Genomic DNA, 13,992 nt, shown 5'->3' with positions numbered 1-13,992 from the left:
GGGTAAGAAAGATAAAGGACAGGGCATATCTTCATGGGCTTGTCAGGAAAGTCGTGTCCGCTCAGGATGTGGAGGGATTGCTCAGGGAGGAGCTAAGGATAGATTAACTAAGACAGGAGAGCCTCAGGCACGCATCTTTATCGGTTAGAGCTTACTAAATAAGGTTTTGCTCTCGCTCTTTTTTTTTACTCTGTGGACTTTCTTATTACCTTTACTGTAAAGGTCTTCCCATCTTTGTCCGGCATTACCTCTATTTTTACCTTACCTTCCTTAAGTTCTCTGGGGTCCTTTATGCCCAGTTCTCTCATGGTCAGTCTAATGCTCTTCCTTAGCTCTTCCTCAAAGAAAAGAAGCTGGATGAAAAGCAGAATCCCCCATCGCATGAGCTTTAAATAAAAATAGGGAAACTCAAGAACCACAGCCAGCGTCCTGAGGGGTTGTTTTAAATGGCGATTTTTTGTGGATAAATACCTTACTGTAATAGATGGGACTTGATTAAACAGGACCAAGAGGAAAAGAAACTTCTTCAGAGTTTTCATGTTTATTAATACAACCCTCCCTCCACCACTTTTCTGACACATTATGCATAGCCAGAGTGGTGTCAGATTTTTTAGGCTTGCGGTGTTTAATTAACTAACATGGAAACGGACATTAAAGTGGGTCTAATATTTGAGGACTCGGAGCTTTCAAAATTTGAAAACTGTAGTGCTTTGGTGTTCTTCTTCAGAGATGATGTGCCTGACAATTTTCCCTCTGTGCTTGTTGACAGAAATTACAGAATACACTTCAGGAACTTTCCCACGGCAAAGCCAGCTCAAACAAAGCATCTGAGAGATGTGGCTGAGGTCTGGCTGGACGAGCTTTACAAAAGACCCTATACCTATACCTACCTGCAGTCTGGCAACTTTATGGACCTGGGGCTTGAGCCCCTTTCTGCCATGTTTGATGTAATTAAACGCAGAAAGAGCTATTTCAACACTGCTCTGGCTCTTTCTATCCCCTTTTTCTTTCTTAGGGAAGGCGTGCCACTCACAAGTGGCTTTGTGCCTGTTGCCTTCAAAGGTCTGGAAAGTGCTTTCCCCCTGAGCCTCTACAAGTGGATACTATCCCCCGTCGCTTTTGCCTTTGCCTTTCACGAATATAGACTGGATGAAATAACGGGTTATTCCCTTCGCTCGCCCAGAGACATTGCTATGAGCTTTCTATCCTTTGCCATGTGGGAAAAGGCGGAGGTGCAGTTTTCCTATGTGGATTTCTTTTTTGAGTTCGCCGAAAAGAAGATAAGAGAGCCTATTCCTTCAGTTTTTCTCTAAAGCCAGCAACTCCTCCAGACCACTTTCAAACTCTGCAGGTTTAAGTGATGTTTCGCCGGATGTCAGTCTTCTATAAGCCCTCTGAGAAACTCCAGCTCCAACACAGGCTCATATGTGTTTCCTTCAAAGTTGTATATGACACCACTTCCAAAGTGTCCAAAGGCTACGCCAAAGAGGTATGCAATCACCACTGGGCAGGAAAAGAAAAAGTGAAGTCTTCTGTGGTGTTTTTTTCCTTTTACTTCCTGCACTGCAGAGGCACATTCCTTTGCAATGGGCTTGAAGTCAGCCGGGTCAATGTTGCCTCTTCCCTCTTCCATCCACAGGAGAAGAACTTCTGCCCCTATGCCTCTGTCAGCCAGAAAAGCCTTTATGTCAGCGACTGGGTTGTGATGTCCAAAGTAGAGGACAACCGCCAGCTCTTCGCCATCGCCTTCAAGGTCCTGTCTGATGTGTCTGTATTCTCCGACCGCTTCCTTGACCTCCCTTGTGTTGAATAGCTCAACCGCATAGTATCTTTTGTCGCCACGCAGGTAGTGGTATACGGCTGAGGGTCTTGTGTGTCCATACAGCACACCAAGGGCAAAGGCAAGGCTTACCGGTCCGTTAATCACAAGATGTGCCCTAAGCCTTCTCTCAAGTGTGTAGTCCAGCCTTTTGACCAGCTGTGAAAACCTTCGGGCTGTTTCCTTCCAGAGCTCACCCTCAAGCCTTCCAGTATGCAGGATAAGCTCCGAGGGGTCTATGCGGTGTATGTGCCAGAGGTTGAGCAGGTTTTCCCTCTTTTCAAAAAACTCCTCAAGTTTTATGGGGTCTTTTGAGACTGCAAGGGGGATGTCCACGAGCTCTGCATTAAGCCAGTCTGTAAGCTCATCCACGCTCCTGAGATGAAAGGGCATGGCAAGCCTTTTGCCCTCCATCTGACAGAGCTGTGCCTTCTTTTCCAGAGAGTCCACCTTTGCAAGCCTGCCGTCCTTTCTGACCCCTCCAGTCCAGCAAAGGTCAGAGGGCAGTTTCTTCACCAGAAAAGACAGAACCATAGCCAGCTGAAAGCTGTTTCCCACAAAGCCACTGTCAAAGAACACACTCAGCCCTTCAGATAAAACTCCTCTTGAGCGCAAATAGTCCGTCACTGGCTTTATGTGTCTTTTTTGCTCCCTTATGTTTGAGTAGTTTTCAGAGGTGTTGGGCACTGCAAGAGCCTTTACGATTCTTCCACCACCATCTGAAACCGCAGGAAACTCAAATTCCACCGCAGGGTTTTCCAGAAGTGCCTTTGCAGTTGCTTTCTTTATACCAAGGGCTCTTGCAAGCATCTCTTCTTCACAGACTGTGGAGCGAAGATGTTTTATCAACTCCAGCTGAACCGCAGGGCTCAGATAGTCCCACTGCCTGAGAAGCTCTCCCAGCTCATCCTCTAAAAGCCCTCTCTGCAGAAAGTTTATGAGGTCTTCCTCCTCAAAAAGGCTAAAGCTCCACAACCTTTAACTCCTCCTGCAGGTTTATGCCAGAAAAGTCTCCTTCAATATCAAGCCTTACGCTTTCAAGCTCTCCTTCGTAGATTACCACACTGCCCACAAGAACCCTTATTAGCCTGCCCACCATCTCCACTGGCAGGTAGAGCCTGAGCACCCTCTCTTTCAAGACCGAAATGTATCTTTCCCCCCTGAAATATCTGTTTTCCGCTGCGAGGGCATAAGTTCTGTATGAGCTCAGCTCTCTTTCCACATCCGGTGTAAGCCTTATGAACTGTCCCTCTTCTCTTTCAGCCTTCTCAGCCTGAGCCAGAAGCGAGTGCATGGTCCACTTTGCCCAGCGTCTGGAGTTGAGTTTTATGAATTTTCTTGTGGCATATTTTAGGTTCTTTGTCTCCAGCACGTAACTCTTAACCCTTAGTAGTTCCTCTGGAGATACCCTGCCGAGCACCTGGCTGCAGTTTTCAATCAGCTCCTTTCTCAGGTAATCCCAGACTGGCACAACGCCGAGCCTGAGACCATGAGACCTGAGCTCATAGACCGGTGCAGACTCCGGCAGAAGCTGGAGATACGAAGTTAGCGGAACGGTTAGAAAAAGTCCTTCGCCAGCCTCTTCCAGCACCAGAAACCTTTCCACGGGCAGACTCCACATTTCCCTTATCTGTCCTACCTGTGGCTCTCTCTTTTCTGGCACCTGAAAAAGCCTGTCAGTTCCCTCTTTCAGACTTTTCTCGTAAGTCTGTAGCAGTTCTATCTCAAGTCCCATCTTTCATCCCTCTATTGGTTATATAACCCTTCTTCTCACACACCTCTGACAGAAACCTTTCTACCGCTATTCTCAGCTCTTCAGGCTCAGCTCCATCAAAGACCTCCTTCAGCCTTCCCTTTCTGAGCCTTTCCCACCTTTTGTAGAGGTTATCCCTAGAGAGACCAGACAACTCCACCTCCACGCCATACAGGCTCTTGCCAAGGTAATAACACAGCACCGGCACATCCTCCTCCCTTATGACTCTCATGAGTGCATCAAACAGAGTGTTACCCTCCGCCTCCACAAAGGCGTGTCTTGTATCTTTTAATATGTCTTCGTAAGTGAGGGGTTTTGCGGTTTCCTCTTCAAAGACCTGAACTTGCAGACTGTAAACCTCCACCCTTCCACCGTTTATGGTATCCACCAGGAGGTTTCTTATCATGCTTTTGAGGTAATTGAGGCTTATAAACTCCAGGCTCTGCCAGTAGTCCTTATTCTTTATGAGTCTGAACCTCAGCTCAGAAAGGAGCTCCTCTTCATAGTCGTCACCTATTTTCCTGACAAGCAGAGACTTCATGTATGGATTTACAGAAACCTGAATAAGTTTTCTTATGTAGTTTTCTTCCTTTTTGCCACCATACAGAAAGCCTGAAAGAAGTGCCTTATAATCCTTCATCTAAAATACTCCCTCCTGAAGCTATCAAGGAACTCAAGGTCTCTACAGACTCCACAGAATTGAAAGCTGAAGTTTTTGAACCTTTCTTTGTGCACTGCGTATGCAAGGACCTCCTTCCTGTTTCTGTCTTTCAGCACAAAGCAATTTATCTCAAGGTTTTTGCACGCACCCTTTCCTCTGTTGTTGCAAAACCTCAAATCTACCACACGTCTTGAATAGGTTTTTGTGGTAAGAAAGATAAGAATGTAAAATTCCTTCTCAAACCTTCCTATAAAGGGTCTTCTCCTTCTGCCCTGAAAGACGCCAAGGTCAGCACGCAAAAACCTTTCCAGCTCAGGCATTACATCCGCCGAGAAAACCCCAAGAAACCTCTCCCCGGAGCTTACCACACCCTCCTCCCCGCCAAGCTTTCTCTGAAAGAGCTCTTCAAAGCTCCTGACTTTTTCCATCAGGAGTAAGATTATAGCTCAATCTTCTCTTACCGCAACCATATCAAAGATGATTACTTCCTTAGTATTTTTTACATAGCACATGCGTATGTCATTGTCAAAGGTGATGGAAGATGCAACCACGCTGAAAGTCTTTGTGCCGGCGGTAATATCTACGAGAACCTCCCTTTCTTTGAAACCCTCACTTTTTAAGTTATCCACAATCCTGTTGAAAACTTTCTGCAAAGTAAGCATATCCTCATACTCCACTGGCTCCTCAAAATGAACTATAGAGGAGTCCACACCTGTTTTTCCCCTTATATAGTCCAGAAACTCCGAGACATACTCTGCACTGCCTGGAGAGGGCAGGAGTATAATTTTTCTGAGCTTAGCCCCTTTAAGCAAACATTCTTTTATCAGCGTTTCCTGCTGGCTCCAGTTGTGTCCAAGTTGAGGGTCCTGGCGTGGAATACTGAGACCCATCACGAGCGCCTTTATCCCTCTTAACTCACCTGCATCGTAGGTTTCCACCTCATACTTCAGCGATGTTATCTTCCTTACTATTCTCTTTATCCACAGGAAAAGTATCACAACTATAAGGAGCGAGAGAACCAGAAGAGTTATAGATGTCCACACATCTGGCAAAAACTTTTCAAGTATGTCCTTTATACTGTCTGGAAACCATCCGTAGAAAAGGGAAGCCAATACGGCTATCGCAAACCCTGACCAGCTACCAATCTCTCCGAAGGAATGCTTTATGCTTTTGTAAAGCCTTCCGCTTCTCACTGTCTGTAATTATATCTGCCACGCTGTCAGATTTCTGACAAGCCTCCAGTTATATAACATTTTTAGAAAAAACTTCAGAAGGTGTGCAGATGAAGAGATTGTCCCTTGCAGGACTGTCAGCCCTTGCGGTTTTTACTTTCTCCTGTGGTGGAGGAGGCGGTGGTGGAGATATAGGTCTGCCAGGTGGGGGTGGGACTGGGGGAGGGAGCATAAGCATAACATCCCTCAGCATCCAGCCTAATAACAACCTTCAGGTTGGAAACACCTACAGCATAAGCTGGAGTGTGTCTCTCAGCGGTTCTGTAACAGGCAACTACCACATTGAGTTCTTTGAGTATTCTCAGCCCACCACCCCTCCCTCTGGCATTACAGGTTTTTACAGAATTGCTCAGAGCAACTGTGGACCAACCTTCCAGAGCATGACAGGTTGCGGTTCAAGTGGTGTGCTTGATTGCGAGGTAAGGAACCTTATGGGAACACCCACAACCCTATGCAAAGTCCGCGGAAGCTCCGCATCACCAACCTCAAAGGCGCTTGCGACCAGTGGGAACGGCTACATAGTGGTCAGAGCTTGTAATGACCTGTTTTCTGTCTGCACAGTAAGAAGCATTCAGGCTACATTCCCTTAAACTCTTCATCCGCCCCCTTCCTATGGGGGCTTATCTTCTCAAAAGGCTTACAAAAAGCGTAAGAAGGAGCGAAAGCAGAATGCTCAGCAACAGGGAAGTTGCAAGGGGAAAGTAGAAGGTAAAACCGTCCCTCTTTATGACTATATCTCCCGGAAGCCTCCCGAGCCCGAGGGGGAGTTTTTCAAAAAGGGTAAGCAGGAGACCAATAACTATAAGAGAGAGACCCATAAGCAGAAGCACCTTGCCCATCTCACTCATACCGCCACCCTCTTTTTTCTGAACATTATAAAAGCTATCACCTCCGCTACCGCCCTGTAGAACTTGGGAGGTATTTCCTCGCCCACCTCCACAAGAGGATACATTCCTCTGGCAAGCTCTTCTTTCCTTATAACAGGCACCCCGTTCTCGTGGGCTATCTCCACTATCTTCTCTGCTACGGGTCCTTTCCCTTTAGCCAGAACTTTAGGAGCCCTGTCTCCTTCCTCTGGGTTGTATCTGAGGGCTATGGCTATGTGGGTGGGGTTTGTTATGACCACGCTTGCCTTTGGAACCTCCTTCATCATCCTTCCTCTTGAAAGCTGTCTCATACGCTTTTTTATGGCACCCTTTATCTGTGGGTTCCCCTCATGCTGTTTGTATTCTTCTTTGACCTCCTCCTTACTCATCCTTATTCTTCTCTCGTAGTCCCATCTCCTGTATCCATAATCAAGAAGGGCGATAAGCATGGCAAAGGCGCTCAGCACAAGTATCAGCTTGAAGACAAGTTTAATCATGTAAAGAACAAAACCTGATACATCCTGAGAAGGTGCTGTCAGGAGCTCTTCCACATCGCCCCTCAGTATGAAGTAGGAAACTACCATGAAAAGGGATACCTTGAGCACATTTTTTACGAGCTCAAAGGCAGTTGTGAGGGAGAAAACCCTCTTTATACCCTCAAAGGGATTTAGCCTTTCCCACTTGAACTGGAGGGGCTTCAGGGTGAATATAAAGCCGAATTGACCCACATGGGCAAGCACAACTGTAAGCAGGGCTGCAGAAAAGAGGGGAAGTAGCATTCCCGGGAAGCGTTCACCCACATATTTAACGACCACAGTGGGATTCATGGATGGGTTTTCCACTATAAACTGCATGAATTTAACCACCTCATAGAAGAGATAACCACCCACAAAGAAGAGGATAACAGAGGAAAGAAATACGGTCAGGGAAGAGGCAAGCTCAGGGCTTTTTGCCACATTTCCCTCCTCCCTTAACTTCTTACGACGGTATGGGGTTGCCTTTTCTGTTCTGTTTTCCTGAGCCATCAATGTCCCCCAATAAGAGCAACAAACTTAATTATATACTCCCTCACATGGGAAGAATAGACAAGAAACACCACAGGAAAAGAAAGAAGAAGTATAACAAAACCTATGAAAACCTGTATTGGTAGTCCAACTATAAACACATTTATCTGAGGTATGAACCTGTTTACAAGGGCAAGCACAAGGTTAAAGACAAGCATCACAACAATCACAGGAAGAGAGACCTTAAAGGCGAGAAGGAAGCTCTCATAGAAAAAGCTCAGAAAGACTTCAGGGTTTATCTCATACAGGCTAAAGCCCCCCGGCGGGACCCTTTCAAAGCTCCTGCCAAGGGAAAGGAGAGTTATCTCCGCACCACCAAGAGCGAGGAAAAAAAGAGTTGCCATGAGGGAAAGGAAAAAGGCAAAGACTGTGGTCTGAGGCTGCTGAGGGTTGAATATGGTGGCAAGACCAAGACCCATGTTAAGACTTATAAACTCACCAGCCATCTGCATGGCGTCAAAAAGGAACCTGAGCATGAGCCCTGCGGTAAAGCCAAAAAGAATTTCCTTAAGCATGGCAAGTAAAAAGTGAGCTGTGGTTGGGAACTGAAGGGGTTTTATGTCTGAGTAGAGAAAAAGGGAAAAGCCTATGGCAGTTGCAAGAAAAACTTTAAAGGTATTTGGCATGAACTCTTTCCCAAACACCGGCACCATGAGAAGAAAGCTGACAATCCTGAGATAGACAAGAAAGAGAGTAAGAAGGGCGTTTATGTCAAGCGTCATCGGAGCCAGGCAGGCATGTTGATTATAAGCTCCTTTGTATAATCAAGGAGCTTGTTAAGCATCCATGCACCCAGCACCAGCACGGTTATATAAGCCGCTATTATCTTAGGTATATAGCTCAGTGTCATCTCCTGTATCTGTGTGGCAGACTGCAGTATGCTGATTATCAAACCCACCAGAAAGGTGGCAATAAGAACTGGAGCAGAGAGCAACAGAGCCATCTCAAGAGCCTTCTGTCCAAAGGATATGACCATATCCGGGCTCATTGATAACTCCTTACCAAGGATAATACTACAAGCTCCCAGCCGTTGGCAAGCACAAAGAGCATTATCTTGAAGGGCAGGGATATTATTTGAGGAGGAATCATAAGTATGCCCATGGATATGAGAATTGAAGCCACCACGAGGTCTATTATAAGGAAGGGTAGATATAGCAGAAAAACTATCTGAAAGGCGGTGGTTATCTCGCTTACCATAAAGGCAGGGATTAGAACGCTGAGAGGAACATCCTGTGGATTCTTTATGTTATCTTTCTCCTCCTTAGGGAGGTTTGCCATGTCAAGGAAGACTTTGAGGCTTTCCTTTCTTGTGTTCTTTGCCATGAACTCCTTCATTATGGAAGAGGTTCTTTCAAAGAAGGTGCTGTCTGTAATCTGGTTTTTAAGAAGTGGCTGGAGTGCATCAGAGTTTATCCTGTCAAAGACGGGCTTCATCACAAAAAAGGTAAGAAAGAGGGCAAGGGAGACTATGACCTGATTGGGAGGAACTGTGGGAACACCAAGCGCCTGCCTGAGAAGGGAAAGGACTATGACAATTCTCACAAAGGATGTGGTCATTATCAGGATAGATGGGGCAAGAGATAGGACAGTGAGAAGTATGAGGAGCCTTATGGAAGTATCCAGCTGACCAGTTCCCACCCTAAGGTCTATGTTGGGGATTATCTGCTGGGCGAGGACAGAGCCAGAGAGAAGAAGACTAAGTATTATCAGCTTCATCCCTGTAAACCACCTCCACAGCACCATCCGTCAATGCCAGAACAAAGAGCTTGCCCCTTATCTCCAGCTCCACAAGCAGCATGCTTTTCCCGAGAGGTATGACCCTTCGGAGCCTGACCTCAGAACCTCTTTCCTCCCTTGTCCATCTCAGTCTCTGTAAAAGAGGAAGGAGGTATGGAAGGGTGATAAGTATGAGGACTATAACTATGCCCAGGGCAACAAGAACACGGAGAAGGTTAAGGAAAAAATCCGTCATGTGGTCTGCACCACAAACTCTGTAAAGTATATGTTTCTGACCCCACCCTCAAAGAGTATAGTGTTTATCCTTTTTATTAGTTCAAGCCTTAGGTTTTCTCTTCCCTCTGGTGTTCTCACGAAGGAGGAGGCCTTGCTGCTTATAACGTCAATTACGGCATCCTTTATTATGGGAAGTCTTCTGTCCACTTCCTGTCTCACCTTTTCGTTGGAAAGCTCAAGGGTTATGGAAACTCTCGCGTAGGCATCCACATCTCTGTCTGCAAGGTTTACGGTGAAGGTGCCAAGGTCCATCATAACGCCTACCTGAGATGGAAGTGGTGCCGTCTCCTCCTTCTTGCCTTTTTTTGAAAAGAGGAATAGGTACGCTCCACCACCCCCTGCAAGGAGAACTATAAGAACCGGAACCAGAAAAAGTATCTTTTTGGACCCACCCCTTTTCTCTTCCTTAGCTTCCTTCGCCTCCTCAGCCATGAGTTAAATTATAGCTTACCTTCTGAGGTTGGCGGTCTGACCGAGCATCTCATCAGCGGCGGTTATGCCCTTTGTGTTGAACTCAAAAGCCCTCTGGGCTATTATAAGGCTCACCATCTCCTCCACTATGTTTACATTGGAAGACTCAAGGTATCCCTGAAGAAGGGTCCCTATGCCCTGGTTTCCAGGGTTGTCCACCACAGGCTCGCCGGAGGCATCTGTCTGTATAAACAGGTTGTTTCCTATTCTTCTCAGACCTGCAGGGTTTACAAACTTGGCAAGTTCAAACCTTCCTACCTCTTCCACTGCGGTGGCACCCTGTCTGAGGACGGTCACCGTGCCATCTGGACCCACACCAACGCTTATGGCATCCGGCGGTATGGTTATTTCGGGGTCAAGGGGATAGCCGTCAGGGTTAACTATTCTCCCATCAGCATCAAGCCTGAACTGTCCATTTCTCGTGTAGGCTATAGTGCCATCAGGCAGGACAACCTTGAAAAAGCCATCTCCCTGAATGGCTATGTCAAGCTGGTTTCCCGTCTGGAAGATGTTGCCCTGCGTAAAGATTCCGTAGGTATCCGATACATAGGTTCCAAGACCAATCTGAAAGCCTGAGGGGTTTCTTGTGGCAGGTGATGTGGGAGCTCCAGGGTCTCTTATGGTCTGATAGACAAGGTCCTGAAAGGTTGCCCTCATCTTTTTAAAACCCACCGTGTTTACGTTTGCCATGTTGTTGGATATGACGTCAAGGTTTGTCTGCTGTGCCGTCATGCCGGAAGCTGATGTCCACAGTGCTCTGAACATGTTTCCCCTCCTTGGTCTTTATTTTAAGGCAAATTCCTCTTCAAGGGTTGGGTCTGGTCTTTTGCCAGTGAGTATATCAATTAGCTCCTTCACGCTTATTATACCCTGTCTTTTGAGCAGGTGTCCGTTGGCACCGCTTATGAATATGCCCTCCTCGTAGTTCCCGAGCCATGCAGAGCCAAGCCTGTCAGCTATGCAGAAGCCCACCTTCCTTGCCTCTTCACCCTTGTTGCAGGGTGTTATGCAGTGAGAAACACAGCCGTTCCAGCCGTTGTATCCAGCAAGGAGCCTTTCTATAAAGGGGGTTCTCACCACCCTGAGTGGATAGCCAACAGGAGACTTGAAAAGCATTATATCATCCTCCTCTGCATTGAGAACCGTCTCCTTGTATATGGGGGGTGCATCGCATTCGTGGGTAGCAATGAAACGCGTTGCCATCTGAACGCCGCTTGCACCCCTTTCCATGTAGTAGAGTATGTCTCTGTAGCTCCAGACTCCACCCGCCACTATGAGGGGTATTCCACCCCATCTCTGAGCCTCCTCAAGCACAGAGGGAAAGAGGTTTTCAAGCTGATACTCTGGCATGAAGCATTCTTCGTATTTAAAGCCCTGATGACCACCAGATTTTGGACCTTCCAGAACCACCGCGTCTGGAAGCCTCTTGTATTTTTTCTCCCATGTCCTGCATATGAGATTCAAAGCCCTCGCAGAGGAAACTATGGGAACGAGGGCAACATCCGCATCACCCACATACTCAGGAAGCCTGAGGGGAAGACCCGCACCAGAGATTATCACATCCGCACCTGCTTCCACTGCATCAGCAGCAACTCTTCCATAGTCAGTTATGGCGCAGAGTATGTTTACCCCTATGGCACCATTACCCTCAGAGAGTCTCTTTGCCTCCTGAATGAGCCTTGTAAGGGCCTCTTTGCTGTGGGTGTATATGGAACCTATAGGTCTTCCAAACTTGTCCCTTTTTACCAGTTCAGGATATCTGTAGCCAGTGCCCACAGCAGACACAACCCCGACAGCACCCTCTTTTGCCACAGCACCGGCCAGCTTTTCCCATGATATACCAACACCCATCCCACCCTGAATTATGGGAACAGGGACAGTTTTATTTCTGAGTCTTAAGGGTCTTAAGGACATAATATACCTCCTGCCTATAAATATAGTCTTTAAAAACATACAGGGCAAGCCTATGTTATTTCCTCTTCCCATGCGAATTTTACTATCCTTTGAATAGTTTCATGACCCAACAGAGCGCATACATCCCTGATTTCTGGATTATAAGCCTTTATAAGGTCCCGCAGAAACCCCACCTGTTTATCTGATGGTCCGGCTTCTATCCTGCCCTTACAGAAGTCTATGAGCACCGATGTTTCTTTCCCGCTGAGAAGATTGTTATCAAGGGCATATTCTATAAGGTCTTTACCCTCTGAAAATCCTGCAGACTTTACCAGTTCTAAAACATGGTTGTGGTAAAGGTGGTCCTTGACCCTTTCATAAAGCATGCCAGTGAGCAGGGCATCCCTGAGATTGTAATCTGCAACCTTCCTGTATTCACCTTTAAGAAAAACATTTCTTATTTTTGAACCATCCATATCGCCCTTGTCTATGGGAAGTTTCATCCTTCTTGATATAAAGTTCAGGGAGTAATGATTCCTTCCAACTCTGAATACATCCCTCAGATCAATATGGTTAACACTTTTTGAATGGAAGTATCTGTAGAAGGCAGGGGATTTTACTCCATGGATGAGAGTTCTTATTTTCAGAAATTCCATGTCAAAGTCCTTACCGTAAAAGGTTACAAGCGTGTCAATCTGCTCAAGCTGTTTCCAGAACAGCTCAACAAGCCTGCTTTCTGATTCAGAGATTCCTTTCTTTAAAGAAAGGGAAGCGTATACAGCTTCAATACTTATTTCCCCTATGTTAACTCTGGAGATTTCTTCCGACTCCTCTTCACCAAGATAAAAAACGTAAGCCACACCTTCTTCTGGAAGGAAAAGGGAAAAGGAGAGGAGAAGAGAAACGTATGGGTTCGTTGAAAGGTCTCTATGAAAGTCCTCCTCTGAGGAGTAGTCTTTCCTTCCCTTCAGGTATGTAACATCTCCCTCTTCAAGCTCTTCAATGGGGCAGAAGGTCTCAATATCAAGGCTGGCAACTTTGCCCATACCACCCCTCCTGAATTTAATTTTAACCATAAACTGACCGCAAACACAAACAAAAATTTTCTTATAGGAGGATAAAGGCGCTTTATTGACTGAGAGTATATGGGAGTTATATTTTAAAATAAGGAGGTGGGAAAGATGATGGATTTGATACTGAACAAACAGACACTATCCAGCAGGGAAAAGTTAGCCTTCTTCAGAAGCCTTCTAAGGTCTGAAATGGATGTTCTTAATGAATACTGTGGCATTGAAAATGTTCCAAAACATTTCGCAATTGAACTCTGCCATCTTCACAACATAAAGAAGGTCAATATAGCGAGGCTTCTGAGCATAATTGAATTCTACGACCCCGAGTTTATAAAAACCCTTGCACTTACAGACCCGAGAGTAAGAAAATTCATAGGATACTACTTTGAGTTTCTCAGGACAAACCCCTATGGTTATGAAGCTGTAGAGCCTCAGAATCTTTTTGGAAACTGGGACTTTATAAAATACAAGCTGAAGGTGCTCTTCCCAGAGCTCAGCCTTGATGAGATAGAAAGGTTCAAGTTCAAAAGAAAGGAATTTGTAGAGTATGTAAAAAAGAAAAGCGGAGAGAGCGAAGAAGTTATTGAGTCAAAGCTAAACAAGGCGACATGGTATGAAACGGTTCCCTACCTTGAGCTTGAAGAGGAAATGTCAAAGCAGTGGCATCCAGAACCGGTAATGACAGAGGAAGACTGGAGCTTTATAAAGAGGCACATAAGGGGAAGAAAGAACGTGGTAATCCTTCAGAATGGAAAGGAAAGGTTTGTTTATGTGGAGGTGGACATACCAGATGAGGAGCTTGACAGGTATAAGAAAGACAGGGAGGGTTTAAAAAAGCTCCTCATGCAAAAGTATAACCTACCGGAGGACGGTGCAGAGCAGATACTCAGGAAAGCTGGATGGGAGTCGGAAACTTACCACATAATACCACCTGTCCATACAGACGTGATTCTTGACTATGGAGAGCTGAAAAAGGAAATACAGGAAGAAATGCTTGAAGAAACAAGAGCAAACTATCACGAGCTCGCAAACTTTATAAGATACCTGGGTGGACTAGAGCTGGAAGAGTTAAACTAACCCGAGTTGCAAGTTATAAGAAATTATGGTAAAAAAAAGCTCCCCATGGAAAACCCATAGGGAGGATTAAGAT

At 46.0% G+C, this 13,992-nt stretch carries 19 protein-coding genes; 3 read left to right on the top strand and 16 right to left on the bottom strand.

Features of this window, described 5'->3' with window-relative positions:
- Positions 1-185: 185 nt before the first annotated feature.
- Entirely contained in the window at positions 186-539 is a 354-nt protein-coding gene (locus WHS43_09465; GenBank protein ID MEJ5339866.1) for a hypothetical protein, read from the bottom strand.
- A 99-nt stretch (positions 540-638) separates the two neighbouring features.
- On the opposite strand from WHS43_09465, the gene WHS43_09460 reads away from it, so the two are divergent.
- Complete coding sequence (locus WHS43_09460; GenBank protein ID MEJ5339865.1) at positions 639-1,313, top strand: hypothetical protein; 675 nt, start codon at positions 639-641, stop codon at positions 1,311-1,313.
- 62 nt (positions 1,314-1,375) lie between these two features.
- Here the strand turns inward: WHS43_09460 and WHS43_09455 are convergent, their stop codons facing one another.
- Genes WHS43_09455 through WHS43_09435 form a run of 5 tightly spaced genes read right to left on the bottom strand, consistent with a single transcriptional unit; the run spans position 1,376 to position 5,426 of the window.
- The gene (locus WHS43_09455) at positions 1,376-2,794 is read right to left on the bottom strand and encodes an SAVED domain-containing protein (GenBank protein MEJ5339864.1); all 1,419 of its coding nucleotides are present in this window, start codon (positions 2,792-2,794) and stop codon (positions 1,376-1,378) included.
- Complete coding sequence (locus WHS43_09450) at positions 2,781-3,554, bottom strand: hypothetical protein (protein MEJ5339863.1); 774 nt, start codon at positions 3,552-3,554, stop codon at positions 2,781-2,783. Before WHS43_09450 ends, WHS43_09455 begins: the two co-directional genes overlap by 14 nt.
- Positions 3,544-4,212: a hypothetical protein gene (locus tag WHS43_09445; protein MEJ5339862.1), complete on the bottom strand. Its 669-nt coding sequence runs from the start codon at positions 4,210-4,212 to the stop codon at positions 3,544-3,546. The genes WHS43_09450 and WHS43_09445 overlap by 11 nt, the downstream gene beginning before the upstream one ends.
- Positions 4,209-4,661, bottom strand: coding sequence for a hypothetical protein (locus WHS43_09440; protein MEJ5339861.1), 453 nt, complete (start codon positions 4,659-4,661; stop codon positions 4,209-4,211). The genes WHS43_09445 and WHS43_09440 overlap by 4 nt, the downstream gene beginning before the upstream one ends.
- 18 nt (positions 4,662-4,679) lie before the next feature.
- Complete coding sequence (locus WHS43_09435; protein ID MEJ5339860.1) at positions 4,680-5,426, bottom strand: hypothetical protein; 747 nt, start codon at positions 5,424-5,426, stop codon at positions 4,680-4,682.
- A gap of 89 nt (positions 5,427-5,515) precedes the next feature.
- Between WHS43_09435 and WHS43_09430 the strand changes: the two genes are divergently transcribed.
- Positions 5,516-6,055, top strand: coding sequence for a hypothetical protein (locus tag WHS43_09430; GenBank protein MEJ5339859.1), 540 nt, complete (start codon positions 5,516-5,518; stop codon positions 6,053-6,055).
- 30 nt (positions 6,056-6,085) lie between these two features.
- On the opposite strand, the gene WHS43_09425 is transcribed toward WHS43_09430, so the two are convergent.
- Genes WHS43_09425 through WHS43_09380 form a run of 10 tightly spaced genes read right to left on the bottom strand, consistent with a single transcriptional unit; the run spans position 6,086 to position 12,848 of the window.
- On the bottom strand, positions 6,086-6,313 hold the full coding sequence (locus tag WHS43_09425) for a DUF2905 domain-containing protein (protein ID MEJ5339858.1): 228 nt from the start codon (positions 6,311-6,313) through the stop codon (positions 6,086-6,088).
- A complete protein-coding gene (flhB, locus tag WHS43_09420) occupies positions 6,310-7,356 on the bottom strand; it encodes a flagellar biosynthesis protein FlhB (protein MEJ5339857.1) in 1,047 nt (348 codons plus the stop codon). The genes WHS43_09425 and flhB overlap by 4 nt, the downstream gene beginning before the upstream one ends.
- On the bottom strand, positions 7,356-8,117 hold the full coding sequence (gene fliR / locus WHS43_09415; GenBank protein ID MEJ5339856.1) for a flagellar biosynthetic protein FliR: 762 nt from the start codon (positions 8,115-8,117) through the stop codon (positions 7,356-7,358). The genes flhB and fliR overlap by 1 nt, the downstream gene beginning before the upstream one ends.
- Positions 8,114-8,383 (bottom strand): flagellar biosynthesis protein FliQ, encoded by a 270-nt coding sequence (gene fliQ, locus WHS43_09410; GenBank protein ID MEJ5339855.1) that lies wholly within the window; start codon positions 8,381-8,383, stop codon positions 8,114-8,116. Before fliQ ends, fliR begins: the two co-directional genes overlap by 4 nt.
- Positions 8,380-9,111 carry a flagellar type III secretion system pore protein FliP gene (gene fliP / locus WHS43_09405; GenBank protein ID MEJ5339854.1) on the bottom strand — a complete coding sequence of 244 codons (732 nt, stop codon included), beginning with the start codon at positions 9,109-9,111 and terminating at the stop codon, positions 8,380-8,382. The genes fliQ and fliP overlap by 4 nt, the downstream gene beginning before the upstream one ends.
- Positions 9,092-9,367, bottom strand: a complete 276-nt coding sequence (locus WHS43_09400; protein MEJ5339853.1) for a hypothetical protein — start codon at positions 9,365-9,367, stop codon at positions 9,092-9,094. The genes fliP and WHS43_09400 overlap by 20 nt, the downstream gene beginning before the upstream one ends.
- Positions 9,364-9,840 (bottom strand): flagellar basal body-associated protein FliL, encoded by a 477-nt coding sequence (locus WHS43_09395; protein ID MEJ5339852.1) that lies wholly within the window; start codon positions 9,838-9,840, stop codon positions 9,364-9,366. The genes WHS43_09400 and WHS43_09395 overlap by 4 nt, the downstream gene beginning before the upstream one ends.
- Before the next feature lie 15 nt (positions 9,841-9,855).
- Positions 9,856-10,644, bottom strand: a complete 789-nt coding sequence (gene flgG / locus WHS43_09390) for a flagellar basal-body rod protein FlgG (protein ID MEJ5339851.1) — start codon at positions 10,642-10,644, stop codon at positions 9,856-9,858.
- An 18-nt stretch (positions 10,645-10,662) separates the two neighbouring features.
- Positions 10,663-11,793, bottom strand: coding sequence for a nitronate monooxygenase family protein (locus WHS43_09385; GenBank protein MEJ5339850.1), 1,131 nt, complete (start codon positions 11,791-11,793; stop codon positions 10,663-10,665).
- Positions 11,794-11,843: 50 nt separating this feature from the next.
- Positions 11,844-12,848 carry a ribonuclease H-like domain-containing protein gene (locus WHS43_09380; protein ID MEJ5339849.1) on the bottom strand — a complete coding sequence of 335 codons (1,005 nt, stop codon included), beginning with the start codon at positions 12,846-12,848 and terminating at the stop codon, positions 11,844-11,846.
- 105 nt (positions 12,849-12,953) lie between these two features.
- On the opposite strand from WHS43_09380, the gene WHS43_09375 reads away from it, so the two are divergent.
- Positions 12,954-13,919 carry a hypothetical protein gene (locus WHS43_09375; GenBank protein ID MEJ5339848.1) on the top strand — a complete coding sequence of 322 codons (966 nt, stop codon included), beginning with the start codon at positions 12,954-12,956 and terminating at the stop codon, positions 13,917-13,919.
- The last annotated feature ends 73 nt before the right edge of the window (positions 13,920-13,992 follow it).

Source organism: Aquificaceae bacterium (genome assembly GCA_037481935.1).
GTDB lineage: Bacteria > Aquificota > Aquificia > Aquificales > Aquificaceae > Pampinifervens.
Note: the sequence above shows the minus strand (reverse complement) of the source record. Positions and strands in the feature narration are given on the sequence as shown.